This is a genomic window from Microbacterium sp. 1.5R, assembly GCF_007667425.1.
GTDB lineage: Bacteria > Actinomycetota > Actinomycetes > Actinomycetales > Microbacteriaceae > Microbacterium.
Window position 1 is genome coordinate 1,924,987 of record NZ_VDRC01000001.1, and the last position, 12,770, is coordinate 1,937,756.

The 12,770-nt window shown below is 68.0% G+C and carries 11 protein-coding genes; 1 reads left to right on the forward strand and 10 read right to left on the reverse strand.

The window, feature by feature from the left end:
* Position 1 precedes the first annotated feature (1 nt).
* The 6 genes from FSY98_RS09250 to FSY98_RS09275 all read right to left on the reverse strand — a co-directional run bounded on the left by FSY98_RS09250 (position 2) and on the right by FSY98_RS09275 (position 6,914).
* On the reverse strand, positions 2-676 hold the full coding sequence (locus tag FSY98_RS09250) for a DUF433 domain-containing protein (protein ID WP_144875974.1): 675 nt from the start codon (positions 674-676) through the stop codon (positions 2-4).
* A gap of 220 nt (positions 677-896) precedes the next feature.
* Positions 897-1,784, reverse strand: coding sequence for a metallophosphoesterase (locus FSY98_RS09255; protein WP_144875976.1), 888 nt, complete (start codon positions 1,782-1,784; stop codon positions 897-899).
* A 75-nt stretch (positions 1,785-1,859) separates the two neighbouring features.
* On the reverse strand, positions 1,860-2,888 hold the full coding sequence (locus FSY98_RS09260; protein ID WP_144875978.1) for a LacI family DNA-binding transcriptional regulator: 1,029 nt from the start codon (positions 2,886-2,888) through the stop codon (positions 1,860-1,862).
* Positions 2,885-4,597: an iron ABC transporter permease gene (locus FSY98_RS09265; RefSeq protein WP_144875980.1), complete on the reverse strand. Its 1,713-nt coding sequence runs from the start codon at positions 4,595-4,597 to the stop codon at positions 2,885-2,887. Before FSY98_RS09265 ends, FSY98_RS09260 begins: the two co-directional genes overlap by 4 nt.
* Before the next feature lie 196 nt (positions 4,598-4,793).
* Positions 4,794-5,810, reverse strand: coding sequence for an ABC transporter ATP-binding protein (locus tag FSY98_RS09270; RefSeq protein ID WP_144875982.1), 1,017 nt, complete (start codon positions 5,808-5,810; stop codon positions 4,794-4,796).
* A gap of 27 nt (positions 5,811-5,837) precedes the next feature.
* A complete protein-coding gene (locus FSY98_RS09275) occupies positions 5,838-6,914 on the reverse strand; it encodes an extracellular solute-binding protein (RefSeq protein ID WP_144875984.1) in 1,077 nt (358 codons plus the stop codon).
* A gap of 205 nt (positions 6,915-7,119) precedes the next feature.
* Here FSY98_RS09275 and FSY98_RS09280 point away from each other — a divergent pair, with 205 nt between their 5' ends.
* The gene (locus FSY98_RS09280; RefSeq protein ID WP_144875986.1) at positions 7,120-7,443 is read left to right on the forward strand and encodes a hypothetical protein; all 324 of its coding nucleotides are present in this window, start codon (positions 7,120-7,122) and stop codon (positions 7,441-7,443) included.
* A 200-nt stretch (positions 7,444-7,643) separates the two neighbouring features.
* Here FSY98_RS09280 and FSY98_RS09285 read toward each other — a convergent pair whose 3' ends face one another.
* From FSY98_RS09285 to FSY98_RS09300, 4 genes are all read right to left on the reverse strand, one after another.
* Positions 7,644-9,146, reverse strand: a complete 1,503-nt coding sequence (locus tag FSY98_RS09285; RefSeq protein WP_144875988.1) for a SulP family inorganic anion transporter — start codon at positions 9,144-9,146, stop codon at positions 7,644-7,646.
* A 407-nt stretch (positions 9,147-9,553) separates the two neighbouring features.
* The gene (locus FSY98_RS09290) at positions 9,554-10,969 is read right to left on the reverse strand and encodes an MFS transporter (RefSeq protein ID WP_144875990.1); all 1,416 of its coding nucleotides are present in this window, start codon (positions 10,967-10,969) and stop codon (positions 9,554-9,556) included.
* Between the two features lie 80 nt (positions 10,970-11,049).
* The gene (locus tag FSY98_RS09295) at positions 11,050-11,613 is read right to left on the reverse strand and encodes a TetR/AcrR family transcriptional regulator (RefSeq protein ID WP_144875992.1); all 564 of its coding nucleotides are present in this window, start codon (positions 11,611-11,613) and stop codon (positions 11,050-11,052) included.
* Positions 11,614-11,645: 32 nt separating this feature from the next.
* Entirely contained in the window at positions 11,646-12,713 is a 1,068-nt protein-coding gene (locus FSY98_RS09300; protein WP_144875994.1) for a hypothetical protein, read from the reverse strand.
* Positions 12,714-12,770 lie beyond the last annotated feature (57 nt).

The following is a 12,770-nucleotide window of genomic DNA, read 5'->3' on the forward strand; positions in this document are numbered from 1 at the left end:
TTCAGGCAGCCTGCACGAGGAGAGACCGCAGCTCCGGCTTCGAGAGGTCGAAGTCCTCGGCGACCTCCTTCATCGGTTCACCCGCCCGCACGCGGCTGACGACGTCTTCGACGCGAACACCGAGCCGAGCGATCGTCGGTTGGCCGGAGTTCCGGAGGGGATCGACGATGACCTCTGCCCGCTCATAGGTCGGTAGACGCACGAACTCGACGAATCCATCTCGGTACTGGATGCTCTGCAGATACTCGGCGACGACGTCGCGGAACACGCCCTGGTGATTGCGGACGACGACGAGTTCGCGGTCACCGTTCTCGATCAGAATCTCAGCGCCATCCGTCTTCAGCTTCTCGCTGAGGAGCGCATTCTCGATGCCGAGCTCGTTGCGAAGGACCTCGATCGCAGGCCGAATCCGAGCCATGGGCAGCCCCGCGCGGCGGAACGATTCGACGATGAATCCCTCCGCAAGCGCGTTGAACGGCACCGTGTAGCCGCGGCCTTCTCCGACCCCCGTGAGGATCGGTCGGCTCCATCCCCACTCGTTCTCGCGACGCTGCTTGAACCGGTGGCCGTGCGCCCAGCGCGCGAAGGAGGTCGCCGGAGCGTGAATGATCTGCGCTGCCTCGGTGAGGGAGTAGATGGGCGTCGTGTGTGCCCGGTCAGCGAGCCGCGTTTGCATGCAAACAGAATACGCCGCGGGTGCGGACGATGCAGCATTCTGCACACAGCCGTGCCGCTGGTGCGGAGGCGGGGTCCGCGGCACCGAAGGGGGAACGCGTTTCGTCTCGCTTCGCTCGCTCAACGACCTAGCGGGTTAGCAGCCCTGAGCGGGGTCGCGTTTCGTCTCGCTTCGCTCGCTCAACGACCTAGGGGAGCGCGTTTCGTCTCGCTTCGCTCGCTCAACGACCGGCGGGGCGCCACGCGATGCCCCGCCCGGCGATCCGCTCCCCGGCATCCACGGCCCCCACTGGCTCCCCCACATCCGCACCGCGCTCGAGCGACACGACGGAGTGCACGACCGAGTCGGCGTAGACGTGCACGAGGTTGTAGCCCTGCGCGGCATCCTGACCCCGCGTCGCTCCGATGGGCTGGGCGAGATCCTGCCCGTACGCGCTCGACGACGCGACCGCGACCGGGATCCCGGCGAACGTCCCGAACGACGGGTGATGCACGTGCCCTGACAGAATCCCGCGCACATCCGACCCGCGCAGCACCTCGGCCAGCGCCGGCTGATCGCGCAGCTCGACGGTCACGGCGAGGTCGAGCACGGTCGGCAGCGGCGGGTGGTGCATGAGCAGCAGCGTCCCGTCGGGCGCGGGCGATGCGAGCTCCGACGCGAGCCAGGACAGCTGCTCGGCCGGCACCTCGCCCCAGTGCGCGCCGGGCACGGTCGAGTCCAGGACGATCGCCCGCAGCCCGCCGAACCAGCGCACCCCGGTGATCGGGTCAGAGCCAGAACCCGGCAGCGACAGCACAGACCGCATCGCCCCGCGCTCGTCGTGATTCCCCGCGACCCACACGACCTCGCAGCCGAGAGCCTCCGCCGCGGGCGACACCAGCTCCGCCAACCGCTCGTACGCCGAGGCGTCCCCGCGGTCGGTGAGGTCCCCGGTCAAGAGCAACGCGTCAGGCCGAAGGCCCGACGACACCAACCGCGACAGCATCAGGTCGAGGTTCGAATCGGCATCCGCCTCGCTGCCGTAGAGAGGCGACCTCTCACCGGGCAGGTGCGTATCGGAGATGTGCACGAACGTGTGCGACGGACGGGGGTGTTCGGTGAGGATCATGTCTCTTCCAAATCGGCAAAAGGTGTCAGCGAACGGGCACTGCGAACAACGGCAAAGGAGAACAGAACGGAGGGGTCAGACGGCTCCCGCGGTCGTCCCGGGCACGAGCTCACCGGCGAACCCGCGCCGCACGGGGGCATCGGACTCAGAGGTCAGCAGCCCCTGCATGGTCTCGACGGCAGCCGCGGCCACCTGCTCCACGGGGATGCGCACGGTCGTGAGCCCCAGCAGATCAGCACCGGGAAGGATGCCGTCGCACCCCGTCACGGTCACATCACCGGGTACCGAGAGCCCCGCCGAGCGCAGCGCACGCATCACCGCGAGCTGCCGGTAGTCCGACGCACACATCACGGCTGTCGCTCCGGCCCGGACACGACTCAGCGCCTCGGCGACGCCCTCGTCCGGCCGCGCGCCGGTCGACACGAGATCCACGTCGACCCCGGCGTCCGACAGCGTCTCCCGCATCGCAAGCGCGCGCAGGTGCTCGGGGAACGACGCCTCTTCATCACCCGCGAGCACGACCACGCGCCGATGTCCCAGAAACGCCACATGCGAGGCCAGCATCCGCCCGTGCTCAGCATCGTCGTAGTGCGCCGAGTGGATGCGCCCCGACGTCTCGGCTCGGCCGGCGCGCAGGATCGGCACCTGATCGGCGAACGGCTCGAGCTGCGCGGTCGTGATGCCACCGGTCGCAACGATGAGCCCCGCGACGCGCATGCCGAGCAGCCGGTGCAACGCGCCGACCTGCTTGGCGCCCTGCTCGTCGGCGCCGATCGTGACGGTGAGCAGGTCGAGTCCTCGTTGGTGCGCTTCGTCCTGCAACCGCGAGAACAGCAGACCGTACGCGGGGTTGCTGGCGTCGCGCAGCATGAGTCCGACCGTGCCGGTTCGCCCGGCGGCGAGCTCGGCCGCCATCGTGTTCGGCACGTATCCGAGGCGCTCGGCCTCCGCGAGGATGCGCTCCTGCGTCTCGGGAGCGAAGCGCCCCGCGCCCTTCAGCGCCCTCGTCGCGGTCGCTCGCGACACCCCGGCGGCCGCGGCCACGTCACTGACCGTGACGCGCAATCCCGGAGCATCCGACGATGACGACGACGACGAGCTCATGCGCGCGCCTTGCGAGCCTTGCGGGGCGCTCCGGCGCGCGATCCTCGTCCGTACACGAGATACATGGTGACACCCATGATGATCATGAGCAGCACTGTATAGACGAACGTGATCGGCATCGCGTCGAGATTGTTCTCGCCGCGGGTGCTCTCCTGGATCGCGACACCCAGCGGCTTGTACAGCGGGTGGTAGAGGAAGATCGCCGCGTCGTAGTCGTCGAGCAGGCTGTTGAAGTTGAGCGCCGTGATCGCCGCGGCGGTCGGCAGCACGAGCGGGATCAGCACCCGGCGGAACGTCGTCAGCGACTTCGCCCCGAGGATGCGCGAGGCGTCTTCGAGCGAATCGGGCACCGACGCGAACCCGGCCTTCAGCAGCCGCAGCGTGAACGGGATCTTCACCGAGATGTACGCGATGAGCAGCAGGATCGGCGTGCCGGTGAGCACGAACCCACCCACGATCGGGAGCGGCTTGTCGAACGCGGTCACCAGCGCGAGGGCGATGAGTACGATCGGCAGGATCCACGGGATGTGCAGCACGTACTCGATCGCCGTCGTCAGCAGGTTGCGGTGCTTCTGCAGCATCCGCGCGACGAACAGCAGTCCGCCGACGACGATCAGCGACGCGAGGGCGCTGTAGACGACGCTGACGATGAACGGGCGGATCGCCGAGGCGCTCGAGAAAACGGTGATGTAGTTGTCGAGCGTGAAGCTGTCGAGCGTGATCGACCCGGCGAGGATGCTGCGGGCGTCCACGAACGAGAAGATGACGATCAGCACGACGGGGATGAGGTAGATCACCCACAGCAGGTACGCGACCACGTGCACGGCGATGTTCGCGAACGGGTTGCGGATCCGCTGTTTCTGGATCGGCGTCGCCACCTTCGCGACCGAGAAGTACACCCCCGACTTCTCGAACCGGTTCATGATCGCGAGCAGGATGATCGTCGCGATGCCGAGCACGATCGCCAGCAGCGCCGCGATGTCGCGCGTGATGGGACTGCGCGAGAGGTCGATGATGAGCGGCGCGACGGTCTGGAAGTCCGGCCCGCCGAGCACGAGCGGGGCCGTCAGCGCGCCGAGCCCGATGAGGAACGTCAGCACCGTGACGGCGAACAGCATCGGCTTCATGACGGGCAGCACGATGCGGCGCAGGATCGTCCACGTCGAGGCGCCCATGAGCTTCGCGGCCTCGATCGACGCGTAGTCGACCTTGCCGAGCGACGACGACAGGAACAGCATGTGGTTCGTCGTCGTCGCGAACGTCATCACGAAGACGACGGCGAAGTAGCCCGAGAACCAGTCGCGGTCCATGTCGGGCCACCAGTTGACCATCATGTTCGTGAAGAAACCGAAGCGGCCGTAGATGAAGTTGTAGCCGGCGGCCAACACGATGCCGCCGTAGATGAGCGTGGTCGCGTAGCCGAGCCACAGCACGCGCGCTCCGCGCACCTGGAAGTACTTCGTCACCAGCACGATGAACACGCCGACCACGTTCACCGTGACCGACAGGGTGATCGCCAGCAGGAAGCTGTTGCCGAGGGTCTTCAGCGCACGCTCGCTGCCGAACAGCTTCTCGACGGCACGGATGCTGAACTGCCCGTCGGGGAAGAACGTGACCCCGAGCAGAGCGGCGTTCGGCAGCACGAGGAACGCCGCAGCGAACCACACCACGACGATGCCGGTCACCCAGGCGAGCGGCGACCGCAGCATGGCACGGATGCTGCCGGGGCGGCCCCTGCGGGGCCGTGGTCCCGCCGTCTGACCCTCGACGACAGCCTGCGTCGTCAGGGAGCCGGCTTCTCCGGTCACGGCCGCGGAGGGCGGGACCACGGGGTTCTGAGAGCTCTGGGCGTTCCGTGAACCCTGGGGATTCTGAGGCTCACGCGGGTCCTGGGCGTTCGACATGTCAGGCCGCCGGGTACTGCAGGATCCAGCGCGGGTCCACGTCGACGCGCACGGCGTCGCCCGGGTTCCACTGGCGTGCGCTCGCCGCTGCGGGAACGCTGACGCGCAGCGCAGCATCCGCCACCGTCACCGTGTAGACGGAGTGGCTGCCGTGATAGGTGCGGTCGACGACGGATCCGTCGAGCGACGCCGGCGCGGCCGACGCGTCGTCAGCGTCGGCCAGGTGCAGCTTTTCAGGTCGCACGTAGCTCTCGGCCTCGGCATCCACCCCTCCGCCGAGCGCCGCGAGCTGCGCCGGGGTGAGGCGGTTGTTCTCGCCGATGAAGCGGCAGACGAACGGGGTGGCGCTGCGGTCGTAGATCTCCTCGGGCGTGCCCACCTGCTGCAGGGTGCCGGCGTCGAGCACGGCGATGCGGTCGCTGAGGGTCAGCGCCTCCTCCTGGTCGTGCGTGACGTACACCGTGGTCACGCCGACCTCGTGCTGCAGGTCTTTCAACTGCTCGCGCAGCTGCACGCGGAGCTTGGCGTCGAGGTTCGACAGCGGCTCGTCGAGCAGCAGGATGCTGGGGGTCAGCGCGAGCGCGCGGGCGATGGCCACGCGCTGCTGCTGGCCGCCCGAGAGCTCAGACACGTTCTTCTCGAGCTGCGAGAGCGCGAGTCCGGTGCGGTCGGCGACCTCGTCGACGCGACGCCGCTGCTCGGCCTTCGACGTCTTCTGGATCGAGAGTCCGAAGGCGATGTTCTCGCGCACGTTCATGCTCGGGAACAGCGCGTAGTTCTGGAACACCATGCCCACACCGCGCTTCTCGCTCGGCACACGGGTCACGTCGCGACCGGCGATGTGGATGCGTCCGCCGGTGGGCTCGACGAACCCGGCCAGCGTGCGGAGGGCCGTGGTCTTGCCGCATCCCGAGGGACCCAGGAGGGTGAAGAACTCACCCTCCCGGATCTCGAGATCGAGGTGCGAGACCGCGCGGTGGTCGCCGAAGGCGACCTCGACGTCTTCGAAACGGATCATGGTGTCTCTCTCGATCGTGCTCGTCGGTCAGCCGATGTACTCGAGTGTGACCTTCTCGACCCAGGCGCCGAGGTTCTCGCTCACGAAGCCGAAGTCGATGTCCTGACGGGGCAGCGAGTCCATGAGCTCGACGACCTCGGGGTTGGCCTGCTCGACCGCGTTCTCGTTGACCGGCATCGCATTGAACTCGGCGGCGAACTCGCCCTGCACCTCGGCGCTGCCGAACCAGTCGATGAACTCCTGGGCCTTCGCCTCGTTGCCGGTGCCGGTGATCTGCGCGATCTGCTCGGTGACGTACGGCACGCCGTAGTCGGGAACGATCATGCCGGTCGACGTGCCGTACTCGGCGTCGCGGGCGGCGATGCCGCTCGACGGCAGCACGCCGTAGTCGACCTCGTCGCGCGAGATGCGGGCGTACAGGTCGGTGCCTTCGACCGCGTTCGAGCCGTTCGCGTAGTACGACTGCACGAGGTCCCAGCCCTCATCGCTGACGCCCAGGTCGCCGTCTTCGTCGAGATGACGGGAGAGGATGCCGGCGAGCACGAGCTGCGGCGTCGCCTGACCCAGTGCGGGGTTGACCTCGTAGCGGCCCGCGTACTCGTCGTCGGTCCAGAGGTCCTCTTCGTCGGAGGGGGCGTCGGAGATGCGGTTCTCGTCGTAGACGGTGACGATCGCCTGCTGCACGAGCGGCCAGAACGCGCCGTCGGCGGGGTCGCCCGCGTCGGCCGGAACCTCGCCGCTCCATTCGGGCTCGTACGCGGTGATCGCATCTTCGGCCTTGAGCTGCTCGAAGAACATGTTGTTCAGGCCGAACACGACGTCGCCGACCGAGTTGTTCTTCTCGGCGATGATGCGGTTGGTGAGGTCGGCGCCGCCGAGGCCTACGATCTCGATGTCGATGCCGGCATCCGCTGCCTTCTCGGTGATCCACTCGCCACGGCCGTCGCTGTTGGAGTTCGTGTACACGATCAGCGTCTCGTCCGAGTCGCCGCCGCCGCCCGAGGTGCCTTCGCCGCCGGCGTCGCCGGTGCATCCGCTCAGGGTCACGGCCGCGATCGCCGCGATTCCCACGAGAGCCCAGCGCTTCTTTCGGATGTCGACCATGGTCGCCCTTTCTCATCATCGAGGTGTGTCGAGTTCGACACTACCTCGCAAATTGTGGTGAGTGTACAACGAAGTGCAAAAATCGTGGCCGCGTTCGCGCGACCGCACTCAAGATAGGCCTCGGAGATGAACGACGCCCTGCGCGGGGGTGAACGATCGCGACTCCGCTAGCGTGGGGGCACACCACGATCTGGAGGGGATCACGATGTCCGCAGAAGCGACCACCACATTCCATTCGAACGCCGACGCGGCGACCACCGCGGCTGCCGTGCAGCGCGTACTCGCCGATAACAAGAGCAAGGTCCTCGGGCAGAGCCCCGACGGCACGCAGATCGACTTCCAGACCAAGAAGACGCTGCTGAACTGGGAGCTGCTCGGCCGCGCGAACGTCGTGCCCGCGGCATCCGGATCCGACGTGCACCTGTCGCTCAACGTGCACCACAACCGTCCGCCGGCACTCATGGACGGCGTGAAGAACAAGAAGGCCATCGAGAAGCTCGCCGGGCAGATCAAGGCCGCGCTCGGCTGAGGCTCGCCGCTGCTCGGTCGTTGAGCGAGGAGCGGCTTTCACCGCGTTTCGTCTCGCTTCGCTCGCTCAACGACCCGGCTGGTTGCGGCTTTTCGGTCGTTGAGCGAGGAGCGCAGCGCCGAGACGAAACGCGGTGAGGGTTTCGTGATGGGTGCCGCGTTTCGTCTCGCTTCGCTCGCTCAACGACCCGCGGAGGGGGCCTACTCGAAGCCGCCGGTCAGTCGTCCCCGCATCCGCTGACTGCTGTCGTTCATCCCGACGATCTCGACGCTCTTCCCCAGCGCCGCGTACTTCGTCTCGATCGCATCCAGCGCGGCGACGGTCGACGCGTCCCAGATGTGCGATCCCGAGAGGTCGACGACCACCCGCGACGGGTCCTCCGTGTACGAGAACAGCGTCGTCAGATCGTTGCTCGAGGCGAAGAACAGTTCGCCGTCCACGGCATACGTCGCAGAGTCACCATCGCCCGACACGGTCCGCGTCACCGACACGAAGTGCGCCACGCGCCGCACGAACAGCACCGATGCGACCAGCACCCCGCCGACGACGCCGATCGCGAGGTTGTGCGTCAGCAGCACGAGCACGACGGTGGCGATCATCACAAACGTCTCGCTCTTCGGCATCCGCTTCAGGGTCGACGGCTTCACGGAGTGCCAGTCGAACGCGCCGATCGCGACCATGATCATGACCGCGACGAGGGCGGCCATGGGGATCGTTCCGACGAAGTCGCCGAACACGACCACCAGCACGAACAGGAACAGCCCAGCGCAGAACGTCGAGATGCGGGTCCGCGCGCCCGACGCCTTGACGCCGATCATGGTCTGGCCGATGACCGCGCAGCCGCCCATGCCGCCGAAGAATCCCGACAGCATGTTCGCGACGCCCTGCGCCCACGACTCGCGCGTCTTGTTCGAGTGGGTGTCGGTGATCTCGTCGACGAGCTTCGCGGTGAGCAGCGATTCCATGAGTCCGACGAGCGCGACCCCCAGCGCGAACGGCGCGATGATGCCGAACGTCTCCCACGTCCACGGGATGTCGGGCAGGAACAGTGACGGCAGGCTCCGCGGCAGCTCGCCCTGATCGCCGACCGTCGGCACCGCGATGCCCATCGTCAGCACGACCGCCGTCACGATGATCACCGATACGAGCGGCGCGGGCACGATCTTCGTGATGCGCGGCATGACGATCATCACCAGGATGCCGAGGGCGACCAGCGGGTACACGAGCCACGGCACGTCGATGAGCTGAGGGAACTGCGAGCTGAAGACGAAGATCGCCAGCGCGTTCACGAACCCGACCATGACGCTGCGGGGGATGAACCGCATGAGCTTCGCGACCCCCAGCACCCCGAGGATCACCTGGAAGATCCCCGCGAGGATGACCGTCGCGATGAAGTAGTCCATCCCGTACGTCGGCGCGACGGGAGCGATGACGAGCGCGACGGCTCCGGTCGCCGCGGTGACCATCGCCGGACGCCCGCCGAGGAACGCGATGGACACCGCCATGATGAACGACGAGAACAGTCCGACCTTCGGGTCGACGCCCGCGATCACCGAGAACGCGATCGCCTCGGGGATGAGGGCGAGCCCCACGACGAGGCCCGCGAGCACCTCGCGCGTCAGCATCCGCGGACTCTTCAACGCATCGAGGACAGACGGCTTCGCCCGATAGCGGGCGCGATCACCGACCGTGAGTGCAGACATGGGGGAGGCTCCAGAACGGGCCGCAGGAAAGCGGCCGACAGTACAGCGTAGAGCGGATGCCGCGGGCTCGCCGCCGCGGGCTCGTACGGCCCGCTCCGCTCGCTCGACGACCTGCGGGGGCGGGGCAACTCCGCAGGCGTTTCGCACTTCGGAAGGACGGATGCGCGGCATCCGCCCTTCCGAAGCGCGAACTGCCTGTGCAGTAGTCGGGCGTCGCGCGAGGCGGGGACGCGACGAGACGAAACGGGGTGGGTTCCGGGTCCCGTCACCGCGTTTCGTCTCGCTTCGCTCGCTCAACGACCGGGGGGTGAGCGTGCTGTCGCAGTTTCACGTCGGGGTCGCACGAATTCGAGGAATCCCTGCGACCCGAGCGCGAATCTGCGACGCGCGGCGTCAGCCCCGCGACATCATCCCCTCCGGGCCAGCCCCGCCACCGCGGCACCGGCGACGGTGACGACCGCGGCCCCGAGGAACAGCCACGAGAATCCGCCGGTCAGTGCTTCTGGTGCCGACGCCCCGGCGGCAGTCAGGGACTCCGTCCGCAGCGAGGCGACGGTGCCGAGCACGGCGAGTCCGAGCGCACCGCCGATCTGCTGGCTGGTGTTCACGAGTCCGCCGGCGAGTCCGGCCTCCCCGCCGTCGACCCCGTCGACAGACAGCTGCGTGGCGGTGACGAACGCCCCGCCGAGGCCGACGCCGATGAGCAGGGTCGGGCCGAGCAGCTGCGCGACGAATCCCGCATCCGCGGGTGCGAACGACAGCCACACGAGACCACCGGCCAGCACGAGCAGTGAGCCGATGAGCGTCGTGGTCAGGCCGAGGCGCTGCACGAGCGCCGGCACGATGCCGGCGACCACGACGAGAGCTCCGGCGAGGGGAAGCTGCGAGAGGCCGGTGGTGAGTGCGTCGTAGCCGAGCACCGCCTGCATGTAGACGGAGAGGGCGAAGAACAGTGCGACCATCCCGGCGCCGACGAGCAGCACGACCGTGTTGCCGACGGAGAGGGTGCGGTTGCGGAACAGCCCGAGCGGCACGAGCGGGGATGCCGTGCGGCGCTCGATCGCGATGAACGCGGCTCCCAGGGCGACCGCGACCGCGAGCAGTCCGAGGGGGAGCGGGTGCAGGATGCCGACCTGCTCCACCGCGCTGAGCGCCCCGACGACAGCGACCAACGCGCCGGTGATGGTGACGGCACCCCACACGTCGAGCTTCTCGGCGGCCGACGCGGTGTCGCGCGTGATCAGCAGCGGCACGGCCACGAGCACGACGACGCCGACCGGCACGTTTACGAAGAACACCGACTGCCACCCGAACGCACCGGTGAGCACTCCGCCCAACAGCACGCCGGCGGCCGAGCCGATGCCCGCGACCCCGCCCCACACGCCGAGGGCCTTCGAGCGCTCCCGTGATCCGGGGAAGAGCTGCGTCAGCAGAGCCAGTGCCGCCGGCGCGAGCAGCGCTGCCGACACCCCCTGCAGCGCACGCGCCGCGAGCAGCATCTCGCTCGAGATCGACAGGCCGGCCAGTGCGGATGCCGCGACGAACCCCGCTGTGCCGAGCAGGAAGATCCGGCGGTGGCCGTAGCGGTCGGCGAGGCGTCCGCCGAGCAGCAGCAGTCCGCCGAAGGCGAGGACGTATGCCGTGATCACCCACGCCAACGCGGCAGTGCTCATGCCGAGCTGCTGGCCGAGTACGGGCAGGGCGATGTTGACTATCGATGCGTCGAGCACGACGAGGAACTGCGCGAGCGCGAGGAAGCTCAGTGCGAGCCAGCGTCGGGTGCTCCGGGTGGTCGCAACGGGCGTGGAGGCGGTGAGGATCATGAGAACTCCTAGATGATGGGCGGTTAGTGAGCGGTCACTCACTCTTGATGACACGAAAAATGAAGGATCGACGGGTTGGTTCATTCGGGGTGACGGATGCCGTGAGCGACGATCTTCGCCCACGGTGCACTGCTCTCGTCGACGCGAGCGGTGACGATCAGGTGGCAGAGCTGCCCGTACGCGATGAAACGCTGCACGGCGTCGTCGCTCCCCGCCGACCGCTGACGCACGAACTCGGTGACCTTCGCGAGCCCGGCGCGCAGCGCGTCACCGATCTCCGGGATCTCGGCCGCGGACTGCGCATGAACCTGCAGCATCAGCAGCGACCGGTCGCGGATGAGATCGGCGTACGCCTCGCCCATCGCATCCAGCACCTCATCGGGGGTGGGGGACTCGGCCGCGTCGGCGCCGGCATCCAGCGCCTCGACGATCCGCTCGAAGCATGCCTCGAGCGCTGCGACGAAGAGCTGTTCCTTGCGCGGGAACAGCTTGAAGACGTAGGCCGGCGAGATCTTGGCCTCGCGAGCCACGTCGGCCACCGTCGTGCGGAAGTACCCGCCCCGCGCGAACTCCACGAGTGCCGCTGCCGCGACCAGGGGTCGGCGGACGTCGGCGGTCGAGAGTATTGGGGTGCGCGGGGCCATGTCGACGACGGTAGTCGGGTGAGAGTGATTGGTCAATCACTCTTTCGTCGGGCGCGTTTCGAGCCGACCTCCTCCGAGCCCGACTCCTGCGCCTTCGCCTCATCCGCCAGGAACACCGGTGCGTAGGCGCGAGTCGCGCGTTCCAGGTGCCGTGAGGTCGTCGTGGCGGCGACGCTCGTCAGCAGGCGCGATCCGAACCAGTCCGCCGGAGTCCAGAGCAGGAGGGCCTGCAGTCCCGTTACGGCGAGGATGAGGACGCCGATCACCCAGCTGCGTCCGCCCGCGAACACGAACGCCGAGGCGAAGGCGGCGCTGGCTCCGACGCTGACGACCGCTCCCGTGATGCCCTTCCAGCGTCGCGCTTGCGACGATTCCGTCCTGTCGGCGGTGAGCAGCCAGGTGAACGTGAGCAGCACCGAGCCATAGGTCGTCAGGAGCATCACGCGGATCCAGTCGGACGAGAACGCGAAGGCCGGGGACCAGAGCAGGGATGCCGCGACCACACCTGCCACGAGCTGCACGACGACCGGGGCGAGGGCGAAGGCGATGATGATCATCACCGACCGTCGAGTCGCCAGGCGATGCCAGTCGGGGCCGAGGGCGGCGTCGGCCCGCATCTCGCGAATCGACAGGTCGTCGTCGGCCTTGAGCAGTCGCTGCCGCACCGACAGCGGAAGGGGCGGCGCGAGCCGCTCGGCGAGCACGAAGGTGACGAATCCCAGCAGCACCGCCAGCAGGACGGTCGCGAGGTTCTCGGGCGCCACCGCGAGGATCACCACCGCGAACATGAGCACGAAGGTCAGCACGACACGCACGGCCCACGCGATCAGGCGCACGGCTTCATCGCGCTCCGAATCGCTCACGTCGTTCGCGCGGAGGGCGCCGAGGACTCCGGGGATCGAGGTGAAGATCAGCAGTTCCGGGGCGTAGAGGGGGTCGACGAAGCGGAAGAGGAAGGCGAAGGATTCCTCGACCGGTACCGAGAGGGGCGACATGCTGAGCATCAGGACCACTCCGAAGACGGCCACGTTGCCCGTCGCGGCCAGCACGAACCACGACATGCTTCGGCGGAGAAGAGACGGCGCGGCCGGTGGAGTCATACGAGCCTTGATAACAGGGGGATGCGACATTCCTCGACCCTGAACTGCAGAATGGCA

Excerpts from the sequence above, each read along its gene's own strand:
- FSY98_RS09250 (WP_144875974.1), bottom strand. The coding sequence starts at position 676 with ATGCAAACGCGGCTCGCTGACCGGGCACACACGACGCCCATCTACTCC.
- FSY98_RS09255 (WP_144875976.1), bottom strand. The coding sequence starts at position 1,784 with ATGATCCTCACCGAACACCCCCGTCCGTCGCACACGTTCGTGCACATC.
- FSY98_RS09260 (WP_144875978.1), bottom strand. The coding sequence starts at position 2,888 with ATGAGCTCGTCGTCGTCGTCATCGTCGGATGCTCCGGGATTGCGCGTC.
- FSY98_RS09265 (WP_144875980.1), bottom strand. The coding sequence starts at position 4,597 with ATGCTGCGGTCGCCGCTCGCCTGGGTGACCGGCATCGTCGTGGTGTGG.
- FSY98_RS09270 (WP_144875982.1), bottom strand. The coding sequence starts at position 5,810 with ATGATCCGTTTCGAAGACGTCGAGGTCGCCTTCGGCGACCACCGCGCG.
- FSY98_RS09275 (WP_144875984.1), bottom strand. The coding sequence starts at position 6,914 with ATGGTCGACATCCGAAAGAAGCGCTGGGCTCTCGTGGGAATCGCGGCG.
- FSY98_RS09280 (WP_144875986.1), top strand. The coding sequence starts at position 7,120 with ATGTCCGCAGAAGCGACCACCACATTCCATTCGAACGCCGACGCGGCG.
- FSY98_RS09285 (WP_144875988.1), bottom strand. The coding sequence starts at position 9,146 with ATGTCTGCACTCACGGTCGGTGATCGCGCCCGCTATCGGGCGAAGCCG.
- FSY98_RS09290 (WP_144875990.1), bottom strand. The coding sequence starts at position 10,969 with ATGATCCTCACCGCCTCCACGCCCGTTGCGACCACCCGGAGCACCCGA.
- FSY98_RS09295 (WP_144875992.1), bottom strand. The coding sequence starts at position 11,613 with ATGGCCCCGCGCACCCCAATACTCTCGACCGCCGACGTCCGCCGACCC.
- FSY98_RS09300 (WP_144875994.1), bottom strand. The coding sequence starts at position 12,713 with ATGACTCCACCGGCCGCGCCGTCTCTTCTCCGCCGAAGCATGTCGTGG.